Here is a 15,435-nt window from a genome sequence, read left to right as displayed (position 1 = left end):
ATGAGGAAGTTTGTATTACTTCTACTAGCGATATCGTTTTTAGTATCGGTAAGTCAAGCCGCCGCGTCTACAACTGGACCAATCACTGTAATCATAGACGGAAAAATACAGATCAACCACCACTAATTGTTAACGATAGCGTATTGGTACCGCTTCGCGGGATATTTGAGGCACTTCAAGCGTCGTTGACCGTAAACGGCAAGGACATCGAAGCTGTTCGTGGTGACACTATCATCAAGTTGACCGTCGGAATGGACTTTGCTACCGTTAACGACAAGAGGGTTTACTTAACTGAAAAAACCATCGTAAAAAACGGGAGAGTATTCGTTCCCTTACGCTTTGTGGGCGATTCACTCGGAGGCATGGTCAGTTATGATGGATATATGCGGGAAGGCACTATACGTTCTGCTGAGCAAGCTATAAAGGCAGTTATAATCGAATTTCCTGTAGAGCGCTTTCCCGGAACCGCAGCACACATTAAATCGGCAATGGAAACTGGAAAATCATCCAGAAGTATAACCTTGGGCTAAAACCTCATTGCTATTATAGCCATATCCATCCGATCCCCAATAAATATCCACATTTGAATACTTAATTGTACCAGATAGAAGTTCCCCGGTTGACGAACCTCTTACATAAATAGTATCGCCTGGTGTATCACTTACGTATACACCAGTAATCATTGCCATATTCGTTGGTGAGGGATATGGTACTCTTGCACGCGGGCTATATTTTGAGTTCAACGTGATATATCCGGCGTCTGATGCTGCATCAGATCCATCTCCCGATGAAGAAGTTCTAAAAGTAAAATCCCCAATCGTTTCTGTATTGAAGTTAGGTTGATACCAAGCACTAGGTGATGTCCCAAGCGCTTTGCAATGACCAGAAGTGACTAATACATCATCACCACTCTGATTAACACCAAAATATCCTGTCGTACAAGAATTGAAATGCCAGAGTTCATCACTAGAGTCGTAACGGTAATTGCCCGCGATTCTAGATCCTGACGGAATCTGGCTTCCATATTTAGTTTCGTCTACATACTTACCCTGCTCGCTAATAGGGAGTCTCGTAAATACAAGCATACCTGGGTCTGCGAATATCGATGCCCAAATTGGTATGATCAAAAACTCATAAATAGTTTGGAAGTTTTCCACTTACTGGTACCTTCGAATACAAAAAAGCAGCCCTATTCGTTATGAAAAGGCTGCTTTTCTGCTAACCGGATATAAAATTACACGTTCCCGAACGATGCCGGATCCTGCCGCCATGATTGCAGCAGCGCCAGATCTTCCGGCTTGATCTCGCCGCGTTCGATCGCGACGTCGATCAGCGCCGTATAGTTGGACAAGGTTTGCAGCGGAACGTCGGCCTCGGCAAACGCCTGTACCGCTTTGTCCAGCTGATAGCTGAAGATCGCCAGCACGGCCAGCGGCTCCGCGCCCGCATCGCGCACCGCCAGGGCCGCTTTCAGCGAGCTGCCGCCCGTGGAAATCAAATCCTCGATCACGACCACCTTTTGTCCCGGTTTGATCAAGCCTTCGATTTGATTTTCCTTGCCGTGCCCTTTGGCTTTGTCGCGGATGTACGCCATCGGCAGTCCCAGCTTCTGCGCCGCAAATGCGGCGTGCGGAATGCCGGCTGTCGCCGTTCCTGCGATGACCTCGGCGTCCGGATACGCTTCGCGGATCAAGGACGCGAACGATTCTGCGATTTGGTCGCGGATGGCGGGGTACGACATGGTCAGACGGTTATCGCAATAAATCGGCGATTTGATGCCCGAGGTCCAGGTGAACGGCTGATGCGGACGGAGCGCTACCGCTCCGATCTCCAGCAGACTGCCGGCGATTTTAAATTCAACGGATTGGGTATTCGGCATGGCTTACATCATCTCCTTAATGATTTGTTCCGCCGCTTCGCGGGGGTTCGGGGCGGCGATGATCGGTCTGGCGACGACGATATAGTCCGTTCCTTGCGCCATCGCTTCGCCCGGGGTCAACGTGCGCGACTGGTCGCCCAAGGCGCTGTTTGCCGGGCGAATCCCCGGGGTTACGGTCATGAAGGCTTGTCCGCACCGCTCCTTGACCGCCGTCACTTCCAAAGGCGAAGCGACGACCCCGTCCAAGCCGGCTTCCCGGGCAAGCTCCGCGTAATGGACGACGGAGGCTTCGACCGTTCCCGGAATGCCGATTTCCCGGTTTAGCGTCTGTTGGTTCGTGCTCGTCAGTTGCGTCACCGCAATCAGCTTCGGCAAGCGCAGGGAAGGGTCGCTTTCCAAAGCCGCAAGCGCCCCCTCCTTGGCCGATTTCATCATGTCCAACCCGCCCGCCGCATGCACGTTAAACATATCCACCCCAAGCTTCGTTACGCTGTTCGCCCCGCCCTTGACCGTGTTGGGGATGTCATGCATTTTCACGTCGAGAAAAACGGAGTATCCCTGCTGCTTCAACTCGCGGATAAACTCCGGCCCGGCCGCGTAAAAAAGCTGCAGCCCCACCTTCATATAGCAAGGAATTCCCTCGAGCTCCTTCAGCAGCTTTCTCGCTTGTTCCGCATCCGGGAAGTCCAGCCCGACGATCAGCCGTCCGGCCGCCTCTTCAAATGAACGCAAATCCGCTCTCCTCCAGTCATGTTTGCGGCTCCGAAGCATGTTTGCTTCCGAGCCGCCGCTTAAGTGTAGTTATGTCTTAATGGTAGTTAGTTATAATAAGGTTCAAAAATCGAGTCTTCAGCACCGAGAAGGTTGGATGAGCTAGGGACGCCTGGTACCGCGTGGCTTAACCTAACGGACCGTAAAGACCTTATTCACCCATTTCCCGACGATTTCCCGCTGTAACGGACTCCAGAGACCTTATTGGGCTCTCATGGCGGCCATTTGGCTGATTTTGTCCGAAATAAAGGCTCCTCGGACCGTTAGAATCGGAAACTGCCCAAAAGCGGGTCAATAGCGTTGCTGGTGTCCGTTAGCTTGCTTTTCTGGCGATACAAGGAGGCTGATACCTAGACATCCACTCTTTCCTGTATCTTCGCAAGCCGATTTTTGAACTTCCGCTACAGGGATGGCATGGCTTGGGAGGAGAAGTTGATGGTCTCCAGCATCTCCAGCAGCGCGCGGACCGTATCGAGCGAGGTCATGCAGACGACGCCGTTCTCCACGGCTTCCCGGCGGATGCGGAAGCCGTCGCGTTCCGGCTCTTTGCCTTTCGTGAGCGTATTGATCACGAAGTGCGCTTCCCCGTTCCGGATCAAGTCCAGAATGTTCGGCACGCCTTCCGACAGCTTGTAAACGGTCGTCACGTGAATGCCCGCTTCGATCAGCGCGGAGGCCGTGCCGTCCGTGGCGATGATCTTGTAGCCGAGGCGATAGAAGCCGCGCAGCAGCTCCACCGCTTCCTGCTTATCCTTGTCGGCTACCGTTGCGATGATCGCGCCGGTGGAAGGAATCTTCATGCCAGCGCCGATCAGCCCTTTGTACAGCGCTTTGGCATATTGCGGATCGCGGCCCATGACTTCGCCGGTCGATTTCATTTCCGGGCCGAGCGTCGGCTCGACGCGGCGCAGCTTGGCGAAGGAGAACACCGGCACTTTGACCGCCACCTGGTTGCTTTCCGGCCACAGGCCGTCCCGGTAGCCGAGATCGCTCAGCTTCGTACCGAGAATGCACTGCGTAGCCACGTTCGCCATCGGGATGTTCGTTACCTTGCTCAGGAACGGCACGGTCCGCGATGACCGCGGGTTGACTTCGATAACGTATACTTCGTTTTTATAAATGACGAATTGGATATTGACGAGGCCGACCGTTTTCAGCTCGAGGGCGATTTTGATCGTGATCTCGACGATTTTCTCTTTGAGTTCGGCGGACAGATGCTGCGGCGGATAAACCGCGATCGAGTCGCCGGAGTGAACCCCCGCGCGTTCGATATGCTCCATGATCCCCGGGATGAGTACCGTTTCCCCGTCGCAGATCGCGTCGACTTCAACCTCTTTGCCCAGCATGTAGCGGTCGATCAGTACCGGATGCTCCGGATTGATGTTCACCGCTTCTTCCATATATCTCAGCAGCTCGCGGTCGGAGTAGACGATCTCCATCGCCCGACCGCCGAGTACGTACGAAGGTCTGACCAGCACGGGGTAGCCGAGCGATTGCGCCGTACCCACCGCCTCTTCGACCGAGGTGACCGTGCGGCCCTTCGGTTGGGCGATGCCCAGCTTCGACAACAGCGCTTCGAACTTCTTGCGGTCTTCGGCTTCGTCGATGCTCTCCAGCGAAGTGCCCAGGATCCGTACACCCGCCGCTTGCAGCGGCGCCGCGAGGTTGATCGCCGTTTGCCCGCCGAACTGGACGATGACGCCGACCGGCTTCTCCTCCTCGATGACGTTCATGACGTCTTCGAAGAACAGCGGTTCGAAGTAGAGGCGGTCCGACGTATTGAAGTCGGTGGATACCGTCTCCGGATTGTTGTTGATAATCACCGCTTCGTAGCCCGCTTTTTGGATCGCCCAGACCGCGTGAACCGTTGAGTAGTCGAATTCGATTCCCTGCCCGATGCGGATCGGACCGGAGCCCAGGACCACGATCTTCTCTTTGCCGGATTGGATCACTTCGTTTTCCGTCTCGTACGTCGAGTAGTAGTACGGCGTGGATGCTTCGAACTCCGCCGCGCAGGTATCGACCATCTTGTAGACCGGACGCAGGTGATGCTCCTTACGGAAGCTTCGAACATCGGCTTCGGTCAGGTGCGTGCCCATCGGCTGGCCCGCCGCGCGGATCTCGGCGATCGAGCGGTCGGTGAAACCCAGGCGCTTCGCTTCATACAGCGTTTCGTAGGAAAAGAGCTCTTCGCCCGCGATCCGCTTCTCGAATTCGACCAGACGTTCGATTTTGTCCAGGAACCACCAATCGATCCCGGTCAGGTCGTGGATTTCCTGCAGCTTGTAGCCGCGGCGGAACGCTTCGGCGATCAGGAACAGCCGCTCGTCGTCGGCTTTGATCAACCGCGTATTCAGCGTTTCGTCATCGAGCTTATCGGCGCCTTTGAGATGCAGGCGATGCGTGCCGATCTCCAGCGAGCGGACCGCTTTGTGGATCGACTCCTCGAACGTCCGGCCGATAGCCATCACTTCGCCGGTCGCTTTCATCTGCGTCCCCAGCTTGCGGTTCGCATGGACGAATTTATCGAACGGCCAGCGCGGGATTTTGCTGACGATGTAATCAAGCGTCGGTTCGAAGCAAGCGTACGTCTGCCCCGTAACCGGGTTGACGATCTCGTCCAGTGTATAGCCGAGCGCGATTTTGGCTGCCATTTTGGCGATCGGGTACCCCGTTGCCTTGGAGGCGAGCGCCGACGAACGGCTGACCCGCGGGTTCACTTCGATGACGTAGTACTGGAAGCTTTGCGGATCCAGCGCGAACTGCACGTTGCACCCGCCCTCGATGTTCAGGGCGCGGATGATTTTGAGCGAAGCCGAGCGCAGCATCTGGTACTCGCGATCGGAGAGCGTTTGGCTTGGGGCCACGACGATGCTGTCGCCGGTATGTACGCCCACCGGATCGAAGTTCTCCATATTGCAGACCACGATGCAATTATCGTTGGCGTCGCGCATGACTTCGTATTCGACTTCCTTCATGCCGGCGATCGACTTCTCGACCAGGCATTGGCCGATCGGGCTGTAGCGGATCCCCGAAGCCACCGTCTCCCGCAGTTCCTCTTCCGTGGCGCAAATCCCGCCGCCGGTGCCGCCCAGCGTGTAGGCCGGGCGCACGATCAGCGGATAACCGATCTCTGCGGCGAACTGCAGCGCTTCATCCAACGAAGTGATGATCGTGCTTTCCGGCACCGGCTGCTCCAGCTCGCGCATCAGTTCCCGGAACAGGTCGCGGTCTTCCGCTTTTTCTATCGAAGTCAGCTGCGTGCCGAGCAACTTCACGTTTTCGCGCTCCAGCACGCCCGCGCGGGCCAGTTCCACCGCCATGTTCAGGCCGGTTTGGCCGCCGAGCGTCGGCAGCAATCCGTCCGGCCGCTCCTGGCGGATGATTTGCGTAACGAATTCGAGCGTGATCGGCTCGATGTACACCTTGTCGGCCATATTCGTATCGGTCATGATCGTCGCCGGGTTGCTGTTGATCAGCACCACCTCCACGCCTTCTTCCTTCAGCGCTTGGCAGGCCTGCGTTCCGGCGTAGTCGAATTCGGCAGCCTGGCCGATGACGATCGGTCCGGAGCCGATGACGAGTATTTTCTTTAGGTCTTTTTTGATCGGCATGGATTTACAGTTCTCCTTTCGCAGCGGCCATCAGTTCGGCCTGACGAGGCTTTTGCGGATGCAGCCGTTTATGCTCGCGGATCATTTCGACGAACCGGTCGAACAGGTAGCTGTTGTCGTACGGGCCCGGCGCCGCCTCGGGATGGTATTGCACCGAAAAAGCCGGGTACTTCTTATGCTTCAGACCTTCGATGGTCTTGTCGTTATTGTTGATGTGCGTGACTTCCAATTCCGTTCCGGCAATGGAAGCTTCGTTTACGGTATAGCCGTGGTTCTGCGAGGTAATGTAGCAGCGGCCGGATTCCAGCTCCTTCACGGGATGGTTGCCGCCGCGATGACCGAATTTCAGCTTCTCCGTATCGGCGCCGCAGGCCAGGGCAAACAGCTGATGACCCAGGCAGATGCCGAAAATCGGATACTCGCCGAGCAGCTCCGCGATCATCTTGGCCGCATAAGGCACGTCTTTCGGATCCCCAGGGCCGTTGGACAGCTGAATTCCGTCGGGATGCAAGCGGCGGATTTCCTCCGCGGTCGTATCATGAGGCACGATCACGACATCGCAATCCCGTTTGTTCAGCTCGCGCAAAATGCCGCTTTTTGCTCCAAAGTCGACCAGCACGATCCGTTCCTTCGAACCCGGACTGCTATATACGTGATTCGTCGAGGTTTGCGCTACCTGGTTGCGAAGCTCTTCGATGCTGGTGGCCAACATCATTTCCTGCAACTCCTCGAGCGGTTTCGCCGAAGTCGTCAATATCCCTCTCATCGTCCCCTGATGGCGAATCAAGCGCGTCAGCATGCGCGTATCGATGTCGGTAATCCCGGAAATGCCGTATTCCTTGAGCAAATCGCCCAAATTGTATTGCGCCCGCCAATTGCTCGGGGTCGGTTCGTAACGGCGAACGACAAAGCCGTGGATCGATGGGGCGATGGATTCGAAGTCGTCGCGTGAAATGCCGTAGTTCCCGATCAGCGGGTAGGTCATCGTGACGATTTGCCCGCAGTAGGACGGATCGGACAAAACCTCCTGATATCCCGTAATTCCCGTATTAAAAACGACTTCACCGGTCTTTTCCCCTTCTGCTCCAAACGAGGTTCCGGTAAACAGCGTGCCGTCCTCCAACAATAATCTTGCCTGCATCCTGCAGCACTCCTTTACGCATTAGCTGTAGTTCAAAAAATCATCTTTCTATCACGAAGCGGACTCAAGGATGAAGATTCGACGTCGAATCTTGAATTCAACCGGGCCTTCCGTTGCTCACGTAGATCTGTCTACGCTCCGCTACTTCCGTCCCTAGTTTCATCCAACCTTCTCGGTGCTCCAAACCTGACTTTTTGAACCTTTATTGAAAGCGGTAGTTCGAATAGCTCAAATACTATATTCACAAGCGCCCATTATTGGGCTAGTTCCAACGCATCGGACCAAATCAATTTTCCCTTGACGATCGTGGCTGCCGGCCAACCCTTGAGCTTCCAGCCGGCGAACGGTGTGTTGCGCCCTTTCGAGGCGAATCCGGCCGGATCGACCGTACGCTCCGCGTCCAAATCAACGATCGTCAGGTCCGCTGGTGCTCCCGGGGTCAGGCGCCCGGCCTCCAGGCCGAAGACGCGAGCCGGATCCGCGGTCATTCGCTGCACCAGCATGGCTAGGCTCCAGCGGCCTTCCGCCACGAACTTGGTGTACAGCAGCGGGAAGGCCGTTTCAAAACCGACGATGCCGAACGGCGCCAACTGCATGCCTTTGGCTTTCTCTTCCTCGCTATGCGGAGCATGGTCGGTTACCACGATGTCGATCGTGCCGTCCTCCAGCGCCGCGATGCAAGCCTCCACGTCCCGGCGGGAACGCAGCGGCGGGTTCATTTTCCAGTTGGCGTCCAGCCCCGGAATGTCCTCCTCCGCCAAAATCAGATGGTGCGGGCATACCTCCGCGGTCACGTTGATGCCGATTTGTTTCGCCTGGCGGATCAGCCGGATCGACTGTTCCGTGCTGACGTGGCACACATGGTAATGAACCCCGGTCGCTTCCGCCAGCAAAATATCCCGTCCGACGTGGATCGCCTCCGACTCGTTCGGGATCCCTTTCAAGCCGTGCTTCCGGGCGAATTCCCCTTCGGCCACCGGTGCTCCTTCCACCAGCGAGTTGTCTTCGCAGTGGGCGATCACCGGCATATGCAGCCCGGCCGCCAGCTTCATGGCATCCTTCATCATCTGCGCGTTTTGTACGCCTACGCCGTCGTCGGTAAATCCGATGGCTCCGGCTTCTTTCAACGCGGCGAAGTCCGTCAGCTCGCGGCCCAGCTCGCTTTTGGTGATGGCCGCGTAAGGCAGCACGTTCACCAGGCCGGCTTCCTCCGCTTTTTGCTTCACGAATCGGACCGTGTCCGGGTTATCGGTTACCGGCCGCGTGTTCGGCATGCAGGCGATCGTGGTGAATCCCCCCTTCGCCGCCGAACGCGAGCCGGTTTCGATCGTCTCCTTATGCTCGAAGCCCGGTTCGCGCAGATGCACGTGCATATCGATGAATCCCGGCGTAACCAGCTTGCCTCCGGCATCCACCACCTGGGTTTCGGCGTCCGGCTTCACCCGTTCGGCGCTTTCCGCCTTCTTGATTCGGGCAATCAAACCGTCTTGTATCGTGATTTGGGATAGCTCCTGTTCCCCTTGTTCGTTCAAAATATTCGCATTGATTACGACCAGCCGCATAGCATGTTCACCCTCCGCTTGATTAAGTACGTGATATGGAAAATGAGTCCGTTATCGTTGACGCGGGGCTTTCATCGCTTACCGCAAGGCCCGTTCCATGACGGCCATGCGGATGGGCACCCCGTTCTGCATCTGTTTAAAAATCCGGGACTGCGGATGCTCGACGACCGCATCGTCGATTTCTACGCCCCGGTTGACCGGAGCGGGATGCATGATCAAGACATGCGGCGCCAGCTTCGCGGCTCTCTCTTCAGTCAGGCCGTACTGCAAGCGGTATTCCTCCGCCGATTTCAGGATGCCTCCGGCATGGCGTTCCAATTGAACCCGGAGCATCATCACCACGTCGGCGCACAGCGCTTCTTCCATCGAAATATATGGCGCATAGGCGGCCAGCTCCGGTGCTTGCATGTTCTCCGGGGCGCATAGCTTCACGTCGGCCCCGAATTGTTGCAGCGCCCACAGGTTGGAGCGGGCGACCCGGCTATGCTTGATGTCCCCGATGATCGACACCTTCAATCCGCCGAGTTCGCCGAAATGCTGTTTCATCGTGTACAGGTCCAGCAGCGCTTGCGTCGGATGCTCGTTGTTGCCGTCCCCGGCATTGACGAGCGGCACCGATACTTTCTGCGCCAGCTCCTCCAGCATGCCGATCGGCTTCAGGCGAATCACGCCGGCGTCGATGCCCATCGATTCCAGCGTGCGGACCGTGTCGTAAATCGACTCGCCCTTCTCCACGCTGGAGGCTGCCGCCGCGAAATTGAGCACTTGGGCGCCCAGCCGCTTCTCGGCCATTTCAAACGAAAACCGGGTGCGCGTACTGTTTTCAAAAAACATATTGGCTACGAACCGGTCCTGCAAAACCGGAATCATCTTCTCTTCTCTGGCGTCCCAGTAGGCCGCCCGATCGAGGATCGAGGCGATCTCCGCTGCGCTCAGATCCTTCAACCCGAGGAGACTGCGTTCCTTGACTGCCGTTGTCGTCATCGCCATCTTAGTTCCCCTCCCGTGCGTGCAGGATGCGAACCAGATCGGTGCCGTCATGCTCTTGAAGCAATACCTCGATTTCTTCCGAACGCGAAGTCGGCACGTTTTTGCCGATGTAATCGGCCCGGATCGGCAGTTCTCGATGTCCCCGGTCGGCCAGGACCGCCAGTTGAATCGATTCCGGACGGCCGCAATCCATGATCGCGTCCATCGCGGCCCGAATCGTGCGTCCGGTGTAAAGCACATCGTCGAACAGGATAATCTTCTTGCCCTGGATCGATACGGGGAATGTCGCTTTGTGCGCTCCGCGTACCGAATCCTCGTTATCGTCCCGGTAGGACGTGACGTCCAACTCTCCCCATGGGATCGCCTTGCCTTCAATGCTCTCCAGGCGCTCCGCCAACCGTTGGGCAAGGTACACGCCTCTCGTCTTGATGCCGGCCAGGACGCAGCCTTCTATCCCTTTGTTTCTTTCCAAAATCTCGTGCGCAATTCTCGTTAGTGCCCTCCGAATCGCCGTTTCATCCATAATGACATGATTTTCGGTGCTCACAGCTATGGCCTCCTTAAGGACGATTGATGGTCACCCCGTATTCGGTCCGTGATGGGCGCATAAAAAAACTCCTTGCCAGATCCAGGCAAGGAGTCTCTAGTCACAGTTTAAACCATGACTGTCACGTGGGTCCTGGACAGACTTGCCCGAAATAAGCATAGTCTGCCCTGAATCCCCATTCACGTTACCTTGCCAGCCTCACGGGACTGAATTAAAGGTGCTATTGATTTACATGAATTATGACAGAATGAGGTTAGCCTGTCAAGACACCTTGCACAGGTAGCATGCGCTCCCGAAGCCGAGGTTCGTTCAACCTCCCTTGCGGAATTCTGCTGTGATCCTTGCTGCTAATAATTATACATTTGATGTTATATTTATTCAACCTCGTTTTTTGCCGGCTTATCCCTTGGTTTTGCTTATATAAAAACACTTTCTCAGCAGACAATACCAGGGGGGACCCTGTATGAGCTTTGCATAAAAAGTCACGTCTGACATCCCCTACCCAACCCCACTCGCCTCCCGAGTAAAATGCGCCCTTATTGCCGTTTTTGCATTGTCCGTTAGCGCATAAATCCCCTACTCCCCGCGGCTGGCCCAAAACACATAAAAAAGCTGTCCCAACGCCATATAGGCCTCAGGACAGCTTCTTCATGATTTATCGATTTAGAAAACAAACTTCAAATCGCCCAGACGGCGTTTGATCTCGGAAATGACGCGACGCTCCTCGTCTTCGCCGTCGGCGATAAACGTCACGGAGAAGCGGACATAATGCCCGGCGTCATCCCAAGGCACCGTGGAAATCAGCTTCTCGCGGATCAGGTACTGCGAGAAATCCTCGGCCGTCGCAAACGCCGGGCCGCCTTCCACGCCTTTCGGCGCCTGAACGTAGAGGAAAAACGAACCTTGCGGTTTCTTCGCTTTAAAGCCGAGTTCATTGAGCGCATTCACCAGCAGCTCGTGGCGGCGTGAATATTTGGCGGCGATCTTCTCCGTGATTTCCGGATGGGCCAGGCCGTATGCCGCCGCTTTTTGAATCGCGATGAACTGGCCGGAATCGTTGTTGTCCTTCACGTCGCTGAACGCTTTCACGACCAGCGGGTTCCCGGCGACGAAGCCGATTCTCCACCCCGTCATATTGTACGATTTGGACAGGGAGTGCAACTCGACGCCCACATCCTTCGCGCCCGGCACGGACAGGAAGCTTAGCGGCTTCAGCCCGTCATAAGTCAACGCCGCGTACGGTGCATCGTGCACGATCACGACATGGTATTTTTTCGCCCAGTCCACGACTTTGGCAAAAAACTCCTTCGTCGCGCTAGCTCCGGTCGGATTGTTCGGATAGTTCAAATACATCAGCTTCGCCTTGCGGGCAACGTCCTCCGGAATGGCGTCCAGATCCGGCAGGAAGTGGTTTTCTTCCGTCAGCGGCACCGTGTATACTTCGCCGCCCAAATATTTCGTGTGCGTCCCGATGATCGGGTAACCCGGTACGGTCATGATCGTGATATCGCCCGGATTGATAAAGCAGGACGGCAGCATGGCAATCGCCGGCTTGGAGCCGATCGAGTGAACGACCTCCGTTGCCGTGTCAATCCCTTCTACGCCAAACACGTCATGCAAATACTTTGCCGCCGCTTCCTTGAACTCGGCGATCCCGTTATCCGCATATCCGCGGTTCTCGCGTTTCGCCGCCTCTTCGGCCAGCTTGGCCACAATGCCGGCATCCGCCATGTCGTCGGGTTCGCCGACGCCCATATCGATCAACTCGACGTCGGGAAAATCCTTCTTCGCCGCCGCTTTGGCGCGTTTGATCTTCTCAAATTTATAAATAGCGGTATCTTTGCCGTAGTTGGCCCCGCCGATGCGTTCCGCGAACTGTTGCTGAATGTAAGTTTCTTGTTCATTCACCGTACCCATAGTGGTATCCATCTCCTTCGTAATCATAAAAGAAATTCACCTTTTTAATATGATCGAAGAGCCTTCAATAGAGAATGGATTAATTACCTGATCGTTTGTACTTTTTGATCAAGCTGTCTCCTGGAGGCGAACAACTCGTGTCTGGTTTAACGGTTGCGCAACGCCTGCAGTACATGCTCCATATCTGCCGGAATCGGGGCGTTAAACTCCAGATAACGTCCGTCGGTCGGGTGCTCGAAGCCCAAAACCGCGGCATGCAGCGCTTGCCCGTCCATCTTGATCCCTTTGCTGCGCCCGTAAATCGGGTCTCCCACCAACGGATGGCCGATGAACTTCATATGCACGCGGATTTGATGCGTGCGTCCCGTTTCCAGCTTCAACTCCAATAATGTGTAGTCGCCGAACCGTTCCGCCACTTGAAAATGCGTGACGGCGTGCTTGCTGCCCCGTTCGATCACCGTATACATTTTGCGGTCATGCGGATCGCGGCCGATGGGAGCGTCCACGGTGCCCTGATCGTGGCTGACGTTGCCGTGCACCAAGGCGAAATATTTCCGCGTTACCGTATGCGCCTTCAACTGTGCAGCCAGCGATGCGTGGGCCTTGTCGTGTTTGGCAGCCATAATCAGCCCCGACGTATCTTTGTCGATCCGGTGGACGACGCCGGGCCGCAGTTCGCCGTTGATGCCGGACAGATCCTTGCAGTGGAACATCAGCGCATTCACCAGCGTCCCCGAGGCATGCCCCGGCGCCGGATGAACGACCATGCCGCGCGCCTTGTTGACGACGATCACGTCGCCGTCTTCATAGTAAATATCCAGCGGAAGGTCCTCCGGCACGATTTCCGCCGCTTCCGCCTCCGGAACCGTCAACGAAACCGTATCTCCTTCGGCCAGCTTGTAATTTGCTTTGACCGCTGCCCCGTTAACGACCAGGTTCCCGGCTTCGATCCACAGCTGGATTTGACTACGGGAAATATCCTCCCCCAGCCTTGCCTTTGCATATTTATCGATGCGCTCTTTCGCGTCGGCCGCATCGGCCACCCACTCGAGCTTCTCGTCTTCGCCATCTTCATAAAGCTTATCCGGTTTCATACGTTTTCCTCATGCTCCTGATTGGCCGGCGCGGCTTGCTTCTCCCTGCGGATCTCCAGCAGCGAATCGAGGATGATCAAAGCAACCCCAATGACGATGCAGGAATCGGCCACGTTAAAGATCGGGAACGTGTACGTCCCGAAGTTGAACATCAGGAAATCGACGACTTCGCCGCTGACGGCGCGGTCCAGGAAATTGCCGATGGCCCCGCCGAGCACCAGGGCAAGCGCCGTAGGCAGCAGCTTGTTCGGCTGCTTTCTCACTTTAAGCAGATACCAGATAATCCCGACCACGACCACGGTCGTCACCACGATAAAAAACCACCGCTGGTCTTGCAAAATGCCAAAGGCCGCACCGCGGTTCCGGTGGGATGTTATCAAGAAAAAGTTGCCGATGACCGGGATCTGTTCCCCGATCTCAAGTCCGGCGGCAATCCAATATTTCGTGCCTTGGTCAATTAAAAAAACAATCAATGCAATCAAAAAATATACCACGTGGCAAGTCACCTCGTTCTTCATTTCCTGCCGCTAAAATCCCGGCAGGATTATCCACTTCTAAGCCTTGTATATTGTAGCACAGCCGGAATTGGCCCGTCCATGCGCGAGAGGATTTTCCTTAGGTATTTCGTCATGGTTTTGCGCAAAATACCGCTATGAGAGACCGTTTCAAACAACGCCAAGCACCAGGAAGGAAAGGAGCAACCTTTATGCCGCATTTGACGAAGGATCAGCTTCAGCAGCTTACCGCGAAACTGAAGGAAGCGCAGGCCGCGCTAAGCGAGCGTTTGTCCGAAAACGATCACTACGGAATGAACGAATCGATGCGCGACAATACGAACGAACTCAGCCCGATTGATAACCATCCCGGGGATCTGGGCTCGGAGGTATATGAACGGGGCAAAGATCTGGCCCTCGCCGAGCACCATGAGCTGCATTTGGCCCGCGTCGAGGATGCCCTTGACCGGATCGAGGACGGCAGCTACGGGTACTGCGCGACTTGCGGAAAGCCGATCGCCTTTGACCGCCTCAGCGCCATCCCGGAAACCGCCTATTGCGTGGATCATAGCCCGCAGACGTTCGTCTCTGCCAAACGGCCGGTGGAGGAGCTGTTCTTATCCCCGCCGTTCGGACGAACGAGCCTCGACGAGAGGGACGATCAAAACGGCTTCGACGGCGAGGATGCCTGGCAGATCGTCGAAAGCTTCGGGACCTCGAATTCGCCAGCCATGGCTGAAGATTCGGAAATCGACGACTACAACGACATGGAGATCGAGGCCTCTTCGGAGCTCGACGGCTTCGTGGAGCCCTACGAAACCTTCGTTGCCACGGACATCTATGGCAAGAACGTTTGTTTTTACCGAAACGGCATATACCGCAAACATATGAGTGCCACCGAGCATCTGGAAAGCGAGGATTCGCTGGGAACCGGATCTAATAAGTATTAAGCTCCAGCTGCCTTTGCACGATCCGCACGATGTCCGCGATGTAATCGCCGATAATCGGCAGGTTCAGCGCGCCAAGCACTTGAAGCACATAAATGATCGTTGCCGCAAAAAAAGTAAAGCCGATCGCCACGCCGACCCCCCGGGCGGTACCGGAGAGGATGTTAAGCCATATCAGGCGCCACGGACGGTTCAGCAGCTCGGTATATTCGGCGATCCGCGATTTTTCCAGCTGCCTGGTCCAGTTGAGGGTTAGGCGGTACACGGCCTTCATCTGCTCCTCCGGCGTTTCGGGAAAATCCTCCACCGGCGTTTCGGCAGCCGTTTTGCGACGAGTCATCTACACCCCATCCTTTACCTTGCCATAAGTGATCTCTTGCAAAACACAAACGAGCCCGGCTCCTGCACGACAAGGAGACCCAGAGGCTCGTTTACTTCAATTACTTCTATTATGGCCTTCCCGGATTGGGACCATACAG

General features: G+C 55.8%; 14 protein-coding genes. 2 read left to right on the top strand and 12 right to left on the bottom strand.

Features of this window, described 5'->3' with window-relative positions; genetic code table 11:
- Nucleotides 1-14 precede the first annotated feature (14 nt).
- Nucleotides 15-530, top strand: a complete 516-nt coding sequence (locus ACQ4N8_RS03910) for a copper amine oxidase N-terminal domain-containing protein (RefSeq protein ID WP_430703178.1) — start codon at nt 15-17, stop codon at nt 528-530.
- Here ACQ4N8_RS03910 and ACQ4N8_RS03905 read toward each other — a convergent pair.
- The 11 genes from ACQ4N8_RS03905 to lspA all read right to left on the bottom strand — a co-directional run bounded on the left by ACQ4N8_RS03905 (nt 504) and on the right by lspA (nt 14,009).
- Nucleotides 504-1,157, bottom strand: coding sequence for a hypothetical protein (locus ACQ4N8_RS03905; RefSeq protein ID WP_430703015.1), 654 nt, complete (start codon nt 1,155-1,157; stop codon nt 504-506). The two genes, ACQ4N8_RS03910 and ACQ4N8_RS03905, sit on opposite strands and share 27 nt — an antisense overlap.
- A 77-nt stretch (nt 1,158-1,234) precedes the next feature.
- Nucleotides 1,235-1,879: an orotate phosphoribosyltransferase gene (pyrE, locus tag ACQ4N8_RS03900; protein ID WP_430703014.1), complete on the bottom strand. Its 645-nt coding sequence runs from the start codon at nt 1,877-1,879 to the stop codon at nt 1,235-1,237.
- A gap of 3 nt (nt 1,880-1,882) precedes the next feature.
- Entirely contained in the window at nt 1,883-2,650 is a 768-nt protein-coding gene (gene pyrF, locus ACQ4N8_RS03895; RefSeq protein WP_430703013.1) for an orotidine-5'-phosphate decarboxylase, read from the bottom strand.
- 401 nt (nt 2,651-3,051) lie between these two features.
- Nucleotides 3,052-6,264 carry a carbamoyl-phosphate synthase large subunit gene (carB, locus tag ACQ4N8_RS03890; protein WP_430703012.1) on the bottom strand — a complete coding sequence of 1,071 codons (3,213 nt, stop codon included), beginning with the start codon at nt 6,262-6,264 and terminating at the stop codon, nt 3,052-3,054.
- Between the two features lie 4 nt (nt 6,265-6,268).
- Nucleotides 6,269-7,405 carry a glutamine-hydrolyzing carbamoyl-phosphate synthase small subunit gene (gene carA / locus ACQ4N8_RS03885; protein ID WP_430703011.1) on the bottom strand — a complete coding sequence of 379 codons (1,137 nt, stop codon included), beginning with the start codon at nt 7,403-7,405 and terminating at the stop codon, nt 6,269-6,271.
- A gap of 254 nt (nt 7,406-7,659) precedes the next feature.
- Nucleotides 7,660-8,967, bottom strand: coding sequence for a dihydroorotase (locus ACQ4N8_RS03880; protein WP_430703010.1), 1,308 nt, complete (start codon nt 8,965-8,967; stop codon nt 7,660-7,662).
- A 78-nt stretch (nt 8,968-9,045) separates the two neighbouring features.
- Nucleotides 9,046-9,957, bottom strand: coding sequence for an aspartate carbamoyltransferase catalytic subunit (locus ACQ4N8_RS03875; protein WP_430703009.1), 912 nt, complete (start codon nt 9,955-9,957; stop codon nt 9,046-9,048).
- Nucleotide 9,958: 1 nt separating this feature from the next.
- Entirely contained in the window at nt 9,959-10,504 is a 546-nt protein-coding gene (gene pyrR / locus ACQ4N8_RS03870; RefSeq protein ID WP_430703008.1) for a bifunctional pyr operon transcriptional regulator/uracil phosphoribosyltransferase PyrR, read from the bottom strand.
- A gap of 663 nt (nt 10,505-11,167) precedes the next feature.
- Nucleotides 11,168-12,421 (bottom strand): LL-diaminopimelate aminotransferase, encoded by a 1,254-nt coding sequence (locus ACQ4N8_RS03865; protein ID WP_430703177.1) that lies wholly within the window; start codon nt 12,419-12,421, stop codon nt 11,168-11,170.
- Between the two features lie 146 nt (nt 12,422-12,567).
- Complete coding sequence (locus ACQ4N8_RS03860; RefSeq protein WP_430703007.1) at nt 12,568-13,515, bottom strand: RluA family pseudouridine synthase; 948 nt, start codon at nt 13,513-13,515, stop codon at nt 12,568-12,570.
- Nucleotides 13,512-14,009 carry a signal peptidase II gene (gene lspA, locus ACQ4N8_RS03855; RefSeq protein ID WP_430703006.1) on the bottom strand — a complete coding sequence of 166 codons (498 nt, stop codon included), beginning with the start codon at nt 14,007-14,009 and terminating at the stop codon, nt 13,512-13,514. Before lspA ends, ACQ4N8_RS03860 begins: the two co-directional genes overlap by 4 nt.
- A gap of 212 nt (nt 14,010-14,221) precedes the next feature.
- On the opposite strand from lspA, the gene ACQ4N8_RS03850 reads away from it, so the two are divergent.
- Complete coding sequence (locus ACQ4N8_RS03850; RefSeq protein WP_430703005.1) at nt 14,222-14,959, top strand: TraR/DksA C4-type zinc finger protein; 738 nt, start codon at nt 14,222-14,224, stop codon at nt 14,957-14,959.
- Here the strand turns inward: ACQ4N8_RS03850 and ACQ4N8_RS03845 are convergent.
- Nucleotides 14,946-15,296, bottom strand: a complete 351-nt coding sequence (locus ACQ4N8_RS03845) for a DUF5665 domain-containing protein (protein WP_430703004.1) — start codon at nt 15,294-15,296, stop codon at nt 14,946-14,948. The genes ACQ4N8_RS03850 and ACQ4N8_RS03845 overlap by 14 nt on opposite strands.
- Nucleotides 15,297-15,435 lie beyond the last annotated feature (139 nt).

It is taken from the genome of Paenibacillus macerans (assembly GCF_050565405.1).
GTDB lineage: Bacteria > Bacillota > Bacilli > Paenibacillales > Paenibacillaceae > Fontibacillus > Fontibacillus macerans_B.
This window is presented reverse-complemented; position numbering and strand designations above follow the sequence as displayed.